Annotated in this window: 14 protein-coding genes; 5 read left to right on the top strand and 9 right to left on the bottom strand. The window is 54.5% G+C overall.

Annotated features, from left to right (window positions below; genetic code table 11):
- The first annotated feature begins 95 nt into the window (after positions 1 to 95).
- The 3 genes from pepF (at position 96) to QNH46_RS09465 (ending at position 3,304) form a co-directional block, all read left to right on the top strand.
- Positions 96 to 1,886 carry an oligoendopeptidase F gene (pepF, locus tag QNH46_RS09475; protein WP_283928396.1) on the top strand — a complete coding sequence of 597 codons (1,791 nt, stop codon included), beginning with the start codon at positions 96 to 98 and terminating at the stop codon, positions 1,884 to 1,886.
- Between the two features lie 76 nt (positions 1,887 to 1,962).
- Entirely contained in the window at positions 1,963 to 2,286 is a 324-nt protein-coding gene (locus tag QNH46_RS09470; RefSeq protein ID WP_155609127.1) for a LapA family protein, read from the top strand.
- Complete coding sequence (locus tag QNH46_RS09465; RefSeq protein ID WP_283927874.1) at positions 2,267 to 3,304, top strand: M42 family metallopeptidase; 1,038 nt, start codon at positions 2,267 to 2,269, stop codon at positions 3,302 to 3,304. The genes QNH46_RS09470 and QNH46_RS09465 overlap by 20 nt, the downstream gene beginning before the upstream one ends.
- Positions 3,305 to 3,404: 100 nt before the next feature.
- On the opposite strand, the gene QNH46_RS09460 is transcribed toward QNH46_RS09465, so the two are convergent.
- The 8 genes from QNH46_RS09460 to hemE all read right to left on the bottom strand — a co-directional run bounded on the left by QNH46_RS09460 (position 3,405) and on the right by hemE (position 12,692).
- Positions 3,405 to 5,381, bottom strand: coding sequence for an ABC-F family ATP-binding cassette domain-containing protein (locus tag QNH46_RS09460; protein ID WP_283927873.1), 1,977 nt, complete (start codon positions 5,379 to 5,381; stop codon positions 3,405 to 3,407).
- A 43-nt stretch (positions 5,382 to 5,424) separates the two neighbouring features.
- On the bottom strand, positions 5,425 to 6,240 hold the full coding sequence (locus tag QNH46_RS09455) for a DUF92 domain-containing protein (RefSeq protein WP_283927872.1): 816 nt from the start codon (positions 6,238 to 6,240) through the stop codon (positions 5,425 to 5,427).
- A 1-nt stretch (position 6,241) separates the two neighbouring features.
- A complete protein-coding gene (locus tag QNH46_RS09450; RefSeq protein ID WP_283927871.1) occupies positions 6,242 to 6,886 on the bottom strand; it encodes a fumarylacetoacetate hydrolase family protein in 645 nt (214 codons plus the stop codon).
- A gap of 38 nt (positions 6,887 to 6,924) precedes the next feature.
- Complete coding sequence (locus QNH46_RS09445; protein ID WP_283927870.1) at positions 6,925 to 7,650, bottom strand: glycerophosphodiester phosphodiesterase; 726 nt, start codon at positions 7,648 to 7,650, stop codon at positions 6,925 to 6,927.
- Between the two features lie 25 nt (positions 7,651 to 7,675).
- Positions 7,676 to 9,031 (bottom strand): CapA family protein, encoded by a 1,356-nt coding sequence (locus tag QNH46_RS09440; protein WP_283927869.1) that lies wholly within the window; start codon positions 9,029 to 9,031, stop codon positions 7,676 to 7,678.
- Positions 9,032 to 9,224: 193 nt separating this feature from the next.
- Positions 9,225 to 10,646 carry a protoporphyrinogen oxidase gene (hemG, locus tag QNH46_RS09435; RefSeq protein ID WP_283927868.1) on the bottom strand — a complete coding sequence of 474 codons (1,422 nt, stop codon included), beginning with the start codon at positions 10,644 to 10,646 and terminating at the stop codon, positions 9,225 to 9,227.
- A gap of 7 nt (positions 10,647 to 10,653) precedes the next feature.
- Complete coding sequence (gene hemH / locus QNH46_RS09430; RefSeq protein ID WP_283927867.1) at positions 10,654 to 11,592, bottom strand: ferrochelatase; 939 nt, start codon at positions 11,590 to 11,592, stop codon at positions 10,654 to 10,656.
- Positions 11,593 to 11,630: 38 nt separating this feature from the next.
- Positions 11,631 to 12,692 (bottom strand): uroporphyrinogen decarboxylase, encoded by a 1,062-nt coding sequence (hemE, locus tag QNH46_RS09425; protein ID WP_283927866.1) that lies wholly within the window; start codon positions 12,690 to 12,692, stop codon positions 11,631 to 11,633.
- 220 nt (positions 12,693 to 12,912) lie between these two features.
- On the opposite strand from hemE, the gene QNH46_RS09420 reads away from it, so the two are divergent.
- Complete coding sequence (locus QNH46_RS09420; RefSeq protein WP_283927865.1) at positions 12,913 to 14,136, top strand: MFS transporter; 1,224 nt, start codon at positions 12,913 to 12,915, stop codon at positions 14,134 to 14,136.
- A 211-nt stretch (positions 14,137 to 14,347) separates the two neighbouring features.
- On the opposite strand, the gene QNH46_RS09415 is transcribed toward QNH46_RS09420, so the two are convergent.
- Positions 14,348 to 14,977, bottom strand: a complete 630-nt coding sequence (locus QNH46_RS09415; protein WP_283927864.1) for a class I SAM-dependent methyltransferase — start codon at positions 14,975 to 14,977, stop codon at positions 14,348 to 14,350.
- A gap of 129 nt (positions 14,978 to 15,106) precedes the next feature.
- On the opposite strand from QNH46_RS09415, the gene QNH46_RS09410 reads away from it, so the two are divergent.
- On the top strand, positions 15,107 to 16,252 hold the full coding sequence (locus tag QNH46_RS09410; RefSeq protein WP_283927863.1) for a THUMP domain-containing class I SAM-dependent RNA methyltransferase: 1,146 nt from the start codon (positions 15,107 to 15,109) through the stop codon (positions 16,250 to 16,252).
- The last annotated feature ends 5 nt before the right edge of the window (positions 16,253 to 16,257 follow it).

Below are 16,257 nucleotides of genomic sequence, written 5' to 3'. Positions count from 1 at the left end.
TGCTGTCCTCCTCCCTGCTGATAGCGGCTATACCCGGCGATATGGCCGGCGCAAACACCCGGCCGAAGGCTTATCCAATTCAAAGGAGGATACCCATGACCACATTACCGAAACGTTCTGAAGTTCAGCCAGAGAAATGCTGGCAATTAGAAGATTTGTTCCCGAGCCAGAAAGACTGGGACGCCGCATTTGAAGAGCTGAAGCAGTTGAAGAATAAGGCGGCCGAATTCGAAGGCAAGCTGAGTACGCCTGATAGCGTCAAAGCGGTATTCGCTTTGGAGGACGATCTTTCCCTGCGTATTGAACGCCTGTATGTTTACGCCCACCTGAGCCATGATCAGGACACGACAAATCCTACATATCAAGCTCTTGTCCAGAAAGCCAAAAAGCTTAGCGTCGAAGTCAGCGAAGCCCTGTCGTTCATTACGCCGGAAATTCTGGCTCTGCCTGAGGAGCAGCTGGACAGCTACATTAGCGATCCGCAGCTTGCCGACTACAAATTTACTTTGCAGGAAATCAAGCGCGAGAAGGCGCACGTCCTCAGTAAAACCGAAGAAGCTCTGCTGGCCCAGGTCGGCAATCTGTCGCAGGCGCCGCAGCAAATTTTCGGAATGATCAACAATGCCGACATGAAGTTCCCAAAAATTAAAGACGAGCACGGCAAGGAAGTGGAACTGACCCACGGCAGCTATATTCAATTTCTCGAAAATCCGAATCGGGAGGTCCGGGAGCGGGCCTTTAAGGCCGTATACGAAACCTACGGCAAACAGAAGAATACGATTGCCGCTACGCTTAGCGCCAACATTAACAAGAACATGTTCTACTCCCGGGTTCGCAAATATCCTTCCGTTTTGGAGATGTCCCTGTACGGCGATAACATTCCAAAAGAGGTTTACACGAATCTGATCGATACGATCCACGAGAGCCTCCCGCTGCTTCACCGTTATTTGCAGCTGCGGAAGAAGCTGCTTGGCGTCGATGAGCTGCATATGTACGACCTCTTCGCGCCGCTTGTGGAGGAATACAAATGGGACATCTCGTATGAGGAAGCCAAGGAGATGCTGCTCGAGGGCTTGAAGCCGCTTGGCGAGAATTATCTGAATGTGCTGCGCGAGGGCCTCGACAATCGCTGGATTGACGTGTACGAGAATGAAGGCAAACGTACGGGAGCTTACAGCTGGGGGGCCTACGGCACGCATCCATACGTGCTCCTGAACCATAAGAACAACCTGAACAGCATGTTCACGCTGGCGCATGAAATGGGCCATGCCCTGCACTCCTATTTCTCGGATGAGAATCTGAAATACCGGGATGCCCAATATACGATCTTCCTGGCTGAAGTAGCCTCAACGACAAATGAAGCGCTGCTCATGGATTATTTATTGAAAAAATCGACCGATCCAAAGCAAAAGCTGTACCTGCTTACCTACTATGCCGATCAATTCCGGACCACGGTGTTCCGTCAAACGATGTTTGCGGAATTTGAGAAGCAGATTCATGAACGCGCGGAATCCGGCGAGTCCTTGACGCCGCAGGAACTGTCCAAGATCTACTATGACCTCAACGTGAAGTATCATGGCAAAGAGATGGCCGTCGATCAAGACATCGAGATGGAATGGGCGCGGATTCCGCATTTCTACACCAGCTTCTACGTGTACAAATACGCGACCGGCTTCAGCGCGGCGACGAGCTTCTCCAAACAGATTCTGGAGGAAGGCCAGCCTGCCGTTGACCGCTATCTTGGCTTCCTCAAGAGCGGGGGCAGCGACTATTCGATCAACATCCTGAAAAAGGCCGGCGTCGATATGTCTTCGCCGGAGCCGATTCGCGAAGCGATGAGCGTATTCGGTGAGTTGGTCGAGCAAATGGAGAACTTGACGAAATAACCGGTTCATTGAGAAATCCCTTGCCCTTTTGGGGTAAGGGATTTTACACTGTATACAAGAAGGAAGGTGCACAAACATGAAGCTACAATGGTCTCTCATTCTTGCTCTCGTCTTCGCACTCATCACGGCGTTATTTGCCGTCATTAACGTGGAGCCGGTTCAAGTCAACCTGCTGTTCAATTCCGTACATATTCCGCTCATTCTACTTATTCTGGGTTCGACCCTGCTCGGCGGAATTATCGTTGGCTCCTTCGGGATCTACCGAGGATACCGGCTGCAGAAGGAAGTCAAAATACTCAGCGCCAAACTAGCGCAAATCCAGGAAGCTACTGGCTACGAATTTCTTGATAACGAAAAATCCGCACCAGAGGAGGCTGATCATGAACATCCAACCCAATGAAACATATATGCTGGACTTGCTGACCAAGCTTCTTAACACACCAAGCCCCAGCGGCTTCACCCATCGCATCATGAAAGTGATTGAAGCCGAAGCCAAAGCGCTTGGCTTTGCCGTTACCCAAAACGAAAAAGGCGGGGCCATCATCACGATGAAAGGGAAGGATTCCTCGCGGCGCATTGCCCTCAGCGCGCATGTAGACACTTTGGGAGCAATGGTTCGTTCTATTACCTCCCAGGGAATGCTGGCCATCACCTCCATCGGCGGGTTCATGATGCAGAGCATTGAGAACGAATACTGCACGATCCATACACGGAGCGGCAAGACCTACACCGGAACGATCCTGACATCACGCCCCTCTGTCCATGTCTATAGCGATGCCCGTGATTTCACGCGCGAGGAGAAGCATATGGAAATTCGCATTGATGAGCTGGTAAACAGCAAAGAAGACGTAATGAAGCTGGGCATCATGCCCGGCGACTTCATATCGTTTGATGCCCGTCCAGTCATTACGCCAAGCGGCTACGTGAAATCCCGCCATCTCGATGATAAGGCTAGCGTTGTGGCTCTGTTTGGACTGCTGGAATCAAGCCGGCGCGAAGGATGGCAGCCGGCGCACGATGTGGTGCTGCTGATCTCTAACTACGAGGAAGTCGGTCACGGCGCCTCATGGATGCCTGGCGGCATCCATGAAATGATTGCCGTGGACATGGGGACGATCGGCGATGACCTAAGCTGCAAGGAAACGGATGTGTCGATCTGCGCCAAAGATTCGACCGGGCCCTATGACTACGAAATGACGGGCAAACTGATCCAGCTCGCCCAGAACCTCAACATTCCTTTTGCGGTCGACATCTATCCGCACTACGTCTCCGACGCGTCTGCGGCACTGCGCGGGGGCAGCAACATTCGCGCCGCTCTGATTGGTCCGGGAGTCCATGCTTCGCATGCCATGGAAAGGACACATAAGCAAGCGGTCTTGAACACGGCCCGGCTGCTGGCCGCTTATGTGATGAGCTGACGACGCTGAAACATCCGCTAAACAACCTAAAAAGAGCACCCGATCAGGAGCCGATACTCCTGAATGGGGTGCTCTTAAATTTTGCTTAACTCTTCTGCTCTTAACTCTTCTGCTGCTCAATTTTCTCCGCCAGCTCGTTCAAATACGTCCAGCGGTCCATCAGCCGCTCCAGCTCGGCCTCCGCTTCCTGCTGCTCCTTCATCAGCTCCTGCAGCCTGGAGGCATCGCTGACCGCCTGCTCCATAGCCGAGGCGATGTCGGCAAGCCGCTGCTCCGCTGCTTCAACGAGACCATCGATCGCTTCATACTCCCGCTGCTCATTATAACTGAACTTCACACGCTCGACGCGGGATTGATCTCTTTGACTGCCTGAACCTCCCGTCGTCCCGCCTTCGGAGCTTCCTGCTCCTGAAGCCGCCGTAGAGGCCCCTTTGCCTTTCCCGCCAGCAGAATCGATTCCCGGATCAGCGGACTTGCCAAGCTGCTGTACCCGCTCGGCATAATCGCTGTAATCGCCGACATGAACCGCTACAACGCCCTCACCCTCAAACGCCATAATTTTATCCACGGTACGGTCGAGGAAATAGCGGTCATGGGATACGACGAACACAGCGCCCGGAAACTCGTCCAAATAAGCTTCCAGGACGGTCAGCGTCTGAATGTCAAGATCGTTCGTCGGCTCGTCCAGCAGCAGCACATTGGGCGCGCCCATAAAGACGCGAAGCAAATACAGCCGGCGCTTCTCGCCGCCCGACAGCTTCCCGATCGGCGTCCACTGCATCGCCGGCGGGAACAGAAACCGCTCCAGCATCTGCGCCGCGGTAATCCGCGACCCGTCTGCCGTCGTGACGACCTCGGCTTCCTCCTTAATGTATTCGATGACCCTCTGCTTGTCATCCATCTCCTGATGCTCCTGTGTGAAGAAGCCCAGCTTCACCGTCGGCCCCACCTCGACATAGCCCTGATCCGGCTCAATACGCCCTGCGATCATGTTGAGCAGCGTCGATTTGCCGCTGCCGTTCGGACCAACAATGCCGACACGGTCGCCGGGTACCGCCGTATAGGTCAGCTCCCGGATCAGAACGCGTTCCCCGGCCGACTTGCTTAGTTCGAAGATTTCCACGATTTTGCGCCCCAGCCGCGTCGAGGCCACCGATATATCGAGCTGCTCGCTCTTATATTCGGTTCTCTCCTGCTGCAGTTTCTCAAACCGTTCAATTCTCGCCTTCTGCTTTGTCGTCCTTGCCTTTGCACCTCGGCGAATCCAGGCCAGCTCCGTGCGGAGCAGATTCTGCCGCTTCTGCTCCGCCGATGCCTCCCGTTCCTCCCGCTCGCTCTTTAGCTCCAGGAAGCGGCTGTAGTTCGCTTCATAGCGGAACAATCGCCCGTGGTCCAGCTCCAGCATGACATTGCATACCCGATCCAGGAAATACCGGTCATGCGTAATGAGAAGCAGCGCGCCGCGCCGTCTTTGCAGGTAAGACTCCAGCCAGGCCACCGAATCATTATCGATATGGTTCGTCGGCTCGTCAAGAATCAGCAGCTCAGAGGGCACGATCAGCGCCGAAGCCAAGGCGATCCGCTTGCGCTGCCCGCCCGATAGTTCCCCAACCTTCCCGCCGAAGTCCGTGATTCCAAGCTTGGACAGCACGCTCTTCGCTTCACTTTCCAGGCTCCAGGCCTGCAGCCGGTCCATTTCCTGACTTAGCCTTGTTACCTCGGCCTGCAGCCGTTCATCCGCCGGGTGCAGCTCCAGCCGCTCCACCGCTTCGATATATGCGGATACAATCTGCAGCATCGGGTCGCCGCCCTGAAATACCTGCCGCAGCACCGTCGTCTCCGGGTCGAAATCGGGATTCTGGGGCAGACAGGCGATCCGTATATCGTTGTTTACCGCCACCCGGCCAGTATCCGGCTGCTCCAGTCCGGCCACAATGCGGAGGAAGGTGGACTTTCCAGTCCCGTTGACGCCAATGACGCCGATTTTGTCATGCTCCTCCATTCCAAAAGACGCGTCCTGAAACAGCACCTTTTCCCCGTAGCTCTTTGAAATTTGTTCAACCGTTAAAATATTCATTTCGTTCCCTACTTTGCATGAAATACGTAGCTCTAAACAACCTTCAGTACAGCCAGCTCCCCATAACTACAGCAAGACCGCCCGCCGCAAGCGAGCTAATCATGTTCACCATATCATTATTCATCCAGCCCCAGCCCCGCTGAGGCATTGTATCCTCCCCGCAGTGCCTGGCCGTTTCGACGCTGCGGCCGCAAACCGGGCAGCGGTACATGCTCTGCAGCGTTGCCCCCAAATATGAATCAACCATGGCTCCGGCAAAGCCCGACAAGCCGCCGATGACGATGAAACCAAGCAGCGGCAGGTGGACGTAAGCCGTCTGGCCGCTCCACAGTCCAAGCAGGCCGGCCGCCCCGCCGATAAACAGCGCACCTGCCAACGCCGCCGAGCTGCCAAGCAGCGATACTCCTCCCGAAGTGCCCGGGGCTATCGGCTGGCCGTTCATAATCGATCTTGGAGGCTTCTTGCTGAGACTGCCCCATTCCGTAGCCCAGGTATCCGCTGTTACCGAAGCCATCGTCCCGACAAAAAACAAGGCCCATCCGGGGTTGGGCCAGAGCGCATGGCCTATACAGGCAGCCATTCCCAGCCCCCCGTTGGCCATCACTTGTCCAGCATCCCTTGTGCCCGTTTTGGCGTAGCTCTTCTCCGCCTCCGACTTCCGGCTCGCCTTCAGCTTGGAGAATGCGCTTGACGAGATAAAGAACAAGAGCAATATTCCGAACCAGAACACATTCCCGGCCCCGAAGTACACCGTGCCCATGACGGCCGCAGCAGCCATCCCCGACAGGCTGAGCGACCGTTTCCAATAAGCCGCCGCTGACACAGCCAGCGCGCATACCGCTCCAATGATCCAGTTCATTTTATGAGTTCGAGCCTGAGCCAAGCAGGACAGTGCAGCTGCCAAGAATCTGGCCGCCGTAAGCCAGCTCCAGTTTGTCCCCGCTCGCGACAGGTCCGACTCCCTCGGGAGTGCCTGTGAAGATCAGATCGCCTTCGCCGAGCCCATAATGGTTCGCGATATAATCAACGATTTGCTGCAGCGGAAAAATCATGTTGCTAATATTTCCACGCTGAACGACCTCGCCGTTCTTCCGAAGTACGAAATCCTGCCCCGCGGTGTCCTCGACTCCCGGAAAAGCCATGTAAGGCGTCATTGGCGCCGAATTCAGGAACGCTTTGGCCGCTGTCCAAGGATGCCCTTTGTCCTTCAGTTTGTTCTGAACGTCGCGCAGCGTAAAGTCGATGCCAAATGCGATGACATCAACCAGATCATCAACGGTAATGCCCGGCGTATAATCCCGGCCGATGCGCAGGACGAGCTCAGCCTCATAATGAACCTCACCTCGTCCCTCCGGCAGCTCAATCGCGCTGCCATCCATCGGGACTGCCGCGTGCGACGGCTTCATGAAAATCATCGGTTCGGACGGAACATCATTCCCCAGTTCCTCGATATGCAGCCTGTAATTGCGTCCAACGCAGTATATGTTCCTGATTAGTTGTTTCATCTAAAGAAGCGCCTCCTAATTGTTCATTTCTGATTAAACTAGAGCATGGCCTCTTGCCAGATGTCAGGCCGGTTCGTACATATAAGAACGTCCTTATGCAGCGCGGCAACCCGCTGCATTGTCCGTGCATCATCGATCGTCCAAGCCATGACCGTGATTCCCAGCTTTGCCGCGCGGGAAGCAAGCTCGGCGGTTAAGTGGCGGTGGCTGATCGATAGAAAGGAGCAGCGCAGCAATTGCAGCCGCAGCAGCAAATCCTTAGGCCTTCCTTCGATGATGAGTCCGGTGCGGATGCCGCGCGCGATTTCTTTGATCCTGGCCAAAATCCGTGGCTCGAAAGAAGTGAGCACCACATCATGCTCCATTTGGTGGCGCCTGATCTCCGCAACCACCTTCTCTTCAATCCCCGGGTACATAGTCCCTTGGGTCTTGATTTCGATATTTGCCCGCAGCCTCCCGCATACCGTTTTCAAGAACTCATCGAGCGTTATTAGGCGCTCCCCCCTGAACACCCTGGATTTCCAGCTGCCGGCGTCCAGCTGCTTCAGCTCTGCAAGCGTCTTCTCCCTGACGGGGCCGCGTCCGTTAGTTGTCCGATTCAACGTGAAATCGTGAATGAGTACCGGAATGCCATCTTTGCTTAGCTGCACGTCAACTTCAACCCATTGCACAAAAGGAAACTGCATTGCCATTTGCATCGCAGCCATCGTATTCTCCGGCGCTTTGCCCGAGAAGCCCCGGTGTGCCACGCATAAGTTGTTCATTCCTGAGGCCTCCTTCAGCCATTCGTTAACCGTCAATTAAACTGTGCACGGCGCCGCTGGCGTCAATAGCGATATTTTTAGACAGGCTCTCCACCTTTCTGAGAACCTCCGCCCCTTCCTCGCCCTGCAGCGGAACCGGCTGGCCGACTTCCGTACGGAAAGGCAGCAGCTTCATCTGGCAAACGCCCTTCTTCGAACATTTGGCTTCAAATACGGCAGTATCCCAAGTATCGGGAGCCGATGATTTTTTGGTAAAAATAAAATTACCGGTGCTGTAAACAATCCATTTGCCTTTATAACGCTCCATGCCTTGAAGCACGTGAGGGTGGCCGCCGATAATCAGATCCGCCCCGGCATCGATAAATGCGTGAGCCAGCGAGGTCTGATGCTTCTCCAGTTTCGTCGTCCGTTCCTTCCCCCAGTGGGCCACGACGATAACTAGGTCAGCATTTTGCCTGGCGCTCTGCACCGCTTTAACAGCCTCCGCCGAATCATAGGCAACGGCCAGGCCAGGCTTGTTCTTGCCTGCCGCCCAATCTGAATGGGGGATGACGCGGCTGAACCCGCAGAGCGCAATTGTAATTCCTTTTCGTTCCAGATACAAAGGGGCATAGGCTTCCTGTTTATTTTTCCCTGCTCCGAAGTAATGGATGTCATGGTCATGCAAATGCTTCGTCGTATCAAGCAATCCTTCGACGCCCTGGTCCAGCGAATGGTTATTGGCCAGGTTAACAGCGTCAACCCCCGCCTCACGCATCGGGGACAGCACTTTGGGCAGCGCCTTGAACACGAAGGATTTATCCTCCGCCGGCGTTCCGCGGTCCGTAACCGGAGTCTCCAGGTTCAGCACGCTTAAGTCGTCGTTTTCAAACAGTTCACGAATATATTCATAAGGATAATGATAGCCTTCCTTCTCCAGCTTCGATGCAATGCTTCCCGAGAAAATCGTGTCTCCGGCGAAATGTAAATGCAGCAGCTCCTCAGGCTCCTGTTCGCCTGGCGCAAGTAACCCGCCGTCATCCTCATCGGAAGGCGGTGGAGACTGGCCTGAATCCATCCCCTCGCCTGCCTTGGCTCCAGCCGGATCGACGCTTTGCGCCGGATCCGTATCCGTATCATAGCCAGAATTGGTTTCATCCGTCCTGGACTGGCCGTCGCTCTCGTTCGGCGGATCCGCTGTGTGATCGGCAGGATGCTGAACAGAAGCCGGATCCTGGCTGCCCTCCGTGTTCGGAACAATGATCTCTCCGACGTAGTAATAGGCGCCCAAAGCAATGATCGCGATGATCAGCGATACATTGAGCGTAAGCCAGAAGCGGCTGTACCTGCGCTGTTTCTCCTGTTTTCGCCTACGGTATTTATCTGATCTTGGTGGGTACATCGCAAACTCCTTTATTTCTCGCTCAGAGCCTGGGTGGCCTGAATGCTCATTCTTAACTTGCCAAAAAAAATGAGGAGCAAATTCATTGCACCATTGATTTTATTATATCAGGTAACCTTAAATAAATAGAACCCCTCGCCTATTTTCAAGCGGAGGGGTTCTTGTTCCAGCGGTTATTCCTGCTCAGACATCACTAGCGGGCAAGCCGGTCGGCCATTTGTCCGGCCAATTCTTTAGCTTGGCGGATGCAATCCGGCAGGCCGACGCCTTCAAAGGCAGCGCCCGTAGCGTAAATGCCGGGCAGCATCCTGTCCAGCCGGGACCTGAACTCGGCAATATGCCGTAAATGATTCACGGGATACTGCGGCATGGACTTCGGCAGGCGGGTAATTTCCGCGAACAGCGGCTCCGCCGTAATATTCATCAGCTCCCGCAAGTCTTTCCTGACCAGCGCGATCAGCTCCTCGTCCGGATAAGACACTTTCTCCTCATCGCCGAAGCGTCCGACATAGCAGCGGAGGAGCATTTTGTCCTCGGGGCTGGTGTGCAGCCACTTCACGCCCGTCCACGTACAGGCCGTAATATTGCGTCCCTCCTTGCGGGGAACCAGGAAGCCGGAACCGTCAAACGATCCGCTGACATCTTCCCGCTCGAAAGCAAGCACTACGTTCGCTACGGAAACGTAGTTAATGGCGTCCAGCTCGGTGACGTCAACGAGCGGCCGCAGCAAATCGGCGGCGGCAAACGCCGGCGTCGTCACAACCACGTCATCGGCAGCAACCCTTTCGCCGGAAGCGAGAACGACCTCATAGCCTGCCTGCTCGCCGCTGCGCGGCTCAATCGCGCTAACCGCCGATTCCAGCCGCTGCTCCACATCGTCCAAGTCATGGACAAGAGCATGCACCAGGCTTTGCAGTCCTTGACGGAAGGTCAGGAAGGCGCTTTTCTTCGTTCCGGTATGCGTCTCTACAGGCTTTTTGCCCGTCATCATTCCCTTGATCAGGCTGCCGTACTTACGCTCCATTTCACCGAACTGCGGGAACGTCGATTGCAGGCTAAGACGATATGTATCCCCCGCATAAATGCCCGCGAGCAGCGGCTCCGTCATATTGCTTAACACTTCCGCTCCCAGGCGGCGTTCGATGAAATTCCCTAGCGACTCGTCTTCCGTGCTCTTCCGTGGCGCTCGCACGAGATCCATCAGCGCCCGAAGCTTGCCGCTCCAGCTGACGAGCCCGGATCTCAGAAAGGGGCCGATCTCTGTCGGAACTCCGAGCACTAGACCGGACGGCATCGGGTGCAGCCGCCCCTGATTGACGATATACGTTTTCTTCGCTTCGGGATTTGTCGTGACCAGCTCGTGATCAATTTCAAGCTCCTTGGCCAGGTCGACCATCGCCGTCTTGCGGGCCAGGAACGAATCCGGCCCTTTCTCGATGACGAAGCCGTCGCGATGCAAAGTTTCGATCTTGCCGCCAAGGACTTTATCCTTTTCGATGATCGTTATTTCCGGTTTGCATCCCTTTTCCTTATAAAATTTGCGGATATAGAAAGCCGCGCTAAGTCCGGTCAAGCCCCCGCCGACAATAACTACCTTGCGGGACGCATCGCTCATATACTCCTCATTCCTTTACCTGAGTGTTAAGGATGACCTCACTTAATGTCTCCATGTATAACGGATCAGTATTTAAAGAATCGATCCGTTCCAGCCGGATGTCGAGCTCCTTGGCGATGGCCTTCGCTTCGATATCCAGATCGTACAGTATCTCGAGGTGGTCGGATACGAAACCGACCGGCGCTACGAGCACATCCTCGACCTGCTCCTGACTAAGGGTGCGGAGCGTATCGAGAATATCCGGCCCCAGCCAAGGCACAGCGGTACGACCCGCGCTTTGCCAAGTAAACTGCCAGGAGCCTGCTCCTGCCTTCTCCGCAACGGCGGCGGAGGTCGCCAGAAGCTGATCCTGGTAAGGATCGCCCATGGCCAGGATTTTCTCCGGCAGGCTGTGCGCGCTGAACAATACCTTGACCTTGCTGCGCTCGGCTCCCGCCTCCTCGAACAAATCCAGCTTGGCGGATACGCGTTCGGCGAAGGCCTGAATCAGCTTCGGATGAAGGTGATAGCTCTCGATGAACTTCATATTCAGACCGCATTCCTCGGCCTTGGCCTGGGCACGCTTGATATAGCCGCCAACGCTCATCACGGAATAATGGGGGGCCAGGACGATGCCGATCGCTTCCGTAATTCCGTCTTCAGCCATTTTGGCTACACCATCCTCGATAAATGGGCGCGCATGCTTCAAGCCTTGATAGCATACGAATTGTTGCTCTTTGTCCGGATTGAGCCGATCCAGCGTCTCCTGCAGGGTTGCGACCTGGCTGTCCGTGTTGGCCCGAAGAGGGAACACCCCTCCCACGATCGCTTCATAGCGGTCTTTAAGCTCTTTCAGCTGTTCCTCCGTAGGCGGATTCCCCCGTCGGATATGCGTGTAATAGGCCTCTACGTGGTCCAGGCTCTCCGGCGTTCCGTATGACATTACCAATACACCAATTTTGTTCATGACTCTCTTCACCTCTGTCTTTGTCTTCTAAATTGGAATTATACCGTCTGCTGTTTCTGACGGGCGATCACTTCGGCAGAGTATTCATGAACGTACTCTGTCAGCTCGCGGAGCTTGTCCAGCGATGCTTCGGGGAACAGCCCATGACCCAGATTGAAAATGAATCCTGGCGATTCGACGCCCTGATCGATGATTTCCCGGGCATATTCCTTAATAACTTCCATAGGCGCGGTTAATACTAAAGGATCTAAATTGCCTTGGATGGCATACTTCCCGCCCGTCCGAAGGCGGCCTTCGCGAATCGGAACACGCCAGTCTATGCCGATTACATCAGCCTCAAGCCCCGGCAATGTCGGCAGCAGTTCTCCCGAGCTCACGCCTGGAAAATAAATCTTCGGGACATCCAGATCCCGAAGCTCGGCAAAAATACGTTTAATCGTCGGCAGGACATAGATTTCAAAATCCTTGGACGACAATGCGCCTACCCAGCTGTCGAACACCTGGAATGCCTTGCCTCCATTCTTGATATGGGCGCGCAAATAGGTGATCACCATATCGCCGAGCTTCTCCATCAGATTATGCCAAAGCTGCGGCTCGCCGTACATCAGGCTTTTTGTACGGATGTAATTTTTGGAAGGACGGCCTTCGATCAAGTAGCTGGCGAGCGTAAACGGCGCTCCGGCAAACGTAATGAGCGGAACGTCCAGCTCTTTGTCCAGGATCGAGATCGTCTTCAAAATGTGGGACAAATCGTTCTCGACATCAATCGGCTTCAGCCGGTCAATATCGGCTTTCGTCCGAATCGGATTATGGATAACCGGACCGACATCCTTGACGATATCAAAATCAATACCAATAGAAGCAACTGGATTCATAATATCTGAATATAAAATGGCGGCGTCCACGCCTAGCTTTTTGACAGGCATAAGCGTTACTTCAGCGGCCAGCTCGGGCTGAAGGCAAATTTCAAGCAAGCTGTATTTTTCCTTGATCTTGCGGTACTCCGGATCGTATCTTCCCGCCTGTCGCATGTACCAAACAGGAGCACGATCAACTTCCTGCCTGAGACAGGCACGAATAAACCGGTCATTGTAACTCATGTAAGCAAGCCCCCAATATTTAAAATTTCCCTAAATTACATTATGCCCTTTTTAAAAGTAAGTAACAACTGTCACACTTCAGCATCCGATGACAATACTATGACATCCTTAATCAGGCCGATGCCGTCATTATGATATAATTGAATAAGTTTGAACACAATAATGAGGTGCAAATGAGGTGCAACTAGACCGTACGGAAAGAGAAAGGATGTGAGAACAAGTGAAGGACAATACCTGGAAAGTGAACGTCCTTGTGCTTTGGTTCGGTCAGTTCCTCGTCAACGCAGGCATGACCATGATCACTCCGTTTCTGTCTCTATACCTCGCAAGGGATTTGAATGTGCAGGGCGAGCAAGCCATCGGTTTCTGGGCAGGATCGATTTTTGCCGCGAACTTTGCCACGGCATTTATTTTCCAGCCGATTTGGGGCAAGCTCGCCGATCGCTACGGCCGCAAAATCATGCTGCTGCGATCCGGCTTCGGGATGGCGATCGTCATCACATTGATGGGCTTCGCCACGCAGCCCTGGCATTTACTGGCTCTGCGCATGCTAAATGGAACGATTTCGGGATTCAATCCCGCCGCGGTCGCACTCGTCTCGGGAACCGCGCCCAAGGAGCGGATGGGCTTTGCCATGGGCGTGGTGCAATCCGGCATCGTCGCCGGGACGATACTCGGTCCGCTGATCGGCGGCCTGCTGGCTGAATGGATCGGATTCCGGCCGATATTCTATATTACGGGCATTCTGCTGTTCGTTGCCTCTGTCCTCGCCATGCTGTTTGTTCGCGAAAGCTTCGATCGCGAGGAAGCGGCTCATGTCCCGCAAATCTCCATTTTGCAGGGGTTCATGGAGCTGAACAAAACGCCTCAGCTGACAGCGCTGTTCGCAGTAACCTTCCTGCTGCAATTCGCCATGTTAAGCCCGATGTCGCTCCTGCCGATATATGTCGAGCATTTACACGGCATCGCCGCTAACGTGCCGTTCTGGGCGGGCATGGTCACCGCCGCTACCGGCATATCGAATATGATTACCTCGCCCGTCCTGGGCAGAGTCAGCGACAAAATCGGGGCGCACCGCATTTTGACGTACTGCCTAATCGGAGCCGCCGCAACGCTGATTCCTCAGGCCTTCGTGCAAAGCGTCTGGCAGCTGATTATTGTCCGCTTCCTGTTGGGGATATTCATGGGCGGCCTTCTGCCCAGCGTTAACGCACTCATCCGGCATTATACACCCGACGGCATGGAGAGCAGGGCTTTCGGCTTCAACAGCAGCACGCTCGCGTTGGGGAACATGCTTGGCGCTTTGATCGGAGGCTTTTTGTCCGGCTATATTGGCATTGAGGGCATCTTCATCATTTCCGGCGTGCTTCTCTTATGCAACACCGTCTGGGTCCGCTTGAAGCTGTACTCGAAGCCAAGGCTGGGCTCTCTGAAGCAAGGCTGAAGGCGGTGTTTCACCTGTGTGGAAGCTCCGGAAGAAGGGCTTAAGCGGCCCGTCCGGCATTCTGGCTATTCGATTAGGGTTAGCAGCATAACAATATTCGCATTCTTTCAGCCGCTTGATATTCGACTTACCTGCAAAATAACCTCGCCGCTTTGGCGAGGTTATTTCTTTTTACATTACAAATTCACCATGTATGCAAAATAAACACTTGCTATTTAACCAGCGCTAGAGCTAGACCGTCAAAGGCCGGTAAAAAGGTGCTTAGGAGACGTTCGTCCCGGGCAATCATTTCATTGAACTTGCGCATGGCAAGTACGGCAGGGCCGTTTTTGTCCGGGTTCAGGGTACGGCCGCGCAGCAGCGTGTTGTCCCCAGCGATGATCGCCCCGGGTAGAGCCAATTTGATCGCATATTCCAAATATACCGGGTAATTCTCTTTGTCTGCATCGATAAAAAAGAAGTCGAACCGCTGCCCCTGCCGCTCCAGCTCGATCAGGCTGTCCAGGGCCGGACCGACCCGGTAGTCCACGATCTCCCCGTATCCGGCTGCCGCCATATTGCTGCGGGCCATAGCCGCATTCTCCTCCTTTAGCTCTAAAGACAACAGCTTGCCGCCCTCGGAAAGCCCTCTCGCCAGGCAAATCCCGCTGTATCCGCCCAGCGCGCCGATTTCCAGAGCCGACTTGGCCCCGGAGGACTTGACCAGCAAAGTCAGCAGCCTGCCGTAGCCCGGGACGACTGATACGTCCCTGATCCCGCTGTCTTCAATCGATTGCTTCACTTTATTCAACTGCTCATCCTCAGCGTATAATTTTTCACTGTATTGTTCAGGGGTTAACATAAATTCAGATTGCTCCTCTCAGCTGAATTCTTGCCGAATCCGTTTGTATCTTCATTGACATTGTCCTATACTGAATTGTATGGTTTTTAGACGATGACTACAACTGACAAAACGGAGTGATATATTCATATGCCAGGTCCACTGCAATTAATCGCGACCTCCCCTATGGGACTCGAAGCCGTCGTGGCTAGGGAACTTAAAGAACTGGGGTACGAAGATACGAAGGTTGAGAACGGGCGAGTGAATTTTACCGGAGATTTCATCGACATTTGCCGCTGCAACTTATGGCTGCGCACGTCAGACCGCGTGCTGATCAAAATGGGTGAATTCTCTGCGGTCACGTTCGATGAGCTGTTCGAAGGAACAAAGGCGCTCCCTTGGCAGGACTGGATTCCGGCCCATGGCGAGTTCCCCGTCGAAGGCCGTTCCCACAAATCCCAGTTAAGCAGCGTTCCCGCGTGCCAGGGAATTGTCAAAAAAGCGATTGTCGAGAAGCTCAAGGAATCCTACCGCACCGAATGGTTCGAGGAAACCGGACCGCGCTACGTCATTGAAATCAATCTGCTGAATGACATAGCGCTGCTGACGCTCGATGCGACCGGACCGGCATTGCATAAACGCGGCTACCGCAAGCTGGCGACCGAAGCTCCTCTGAAGGAGACCATGGCTGCCGCCATGATTTTGCTCAGCCGCTGGAATCAAAATCCGTCGCGCCCTTTCTATGACCCTTGCTGCGGATCAGGGACGCTGCCGATTGAAGCCGCGATGATCGGCTGGAATATCGCCCCTGGGCTGCGCCGTTCCTTCAATGCCGAGGGATGGCCAGTCCTTCCCGAAGAACTGTGGCAGCAGGCGCGCGAGGAAGCGTTCGACGCGGTCCAGGATGATATCCCGCTGAACATCGCCGGCAGCGACATTGATCCGAAAGCGATCGAGGTAGCCACGGCTGCCGCCAAGAGCGCCGGGCTCGGCAAGGAGATCGCTTTTGAGGTTCTGCCAGCAGCCAGAATACAGCCCCAGGGCGACTACGGCTGCCTGATCACGAACCCGCCGTACGGTGAGCGGATCGGTGAGGAGAAGGAAGTCCGCAAGCTGATTTCCCAGCTTGGCCGGGTGGCAGCCGGGCTTCCGACCTGGTCGTTCTTTGCGCTCACGCCTACCAAGCAATTCGAGCATGATTTTCAGCGTAAGGCAGACAAACGCCGCAAGCTGTTCAACGGCCGAATCGAGTGCCAATATCTGCAATTTCTGGGTCCCCTTCCTCCGCGGCATTAATGCCC

The sequence above is a fragment of the Paenibacillus woosongensis genome (assembly GCF_030122845.1).
GTDB lineage: Bacteria > Bacillota > Bacilli > Paenibacillales > Paenibacillaceae > Fontibacillus > Fontibacillus woosongensis_A.
This window is presented reverse-complemented; position numbering and strand designations above follow the sequence as displayed.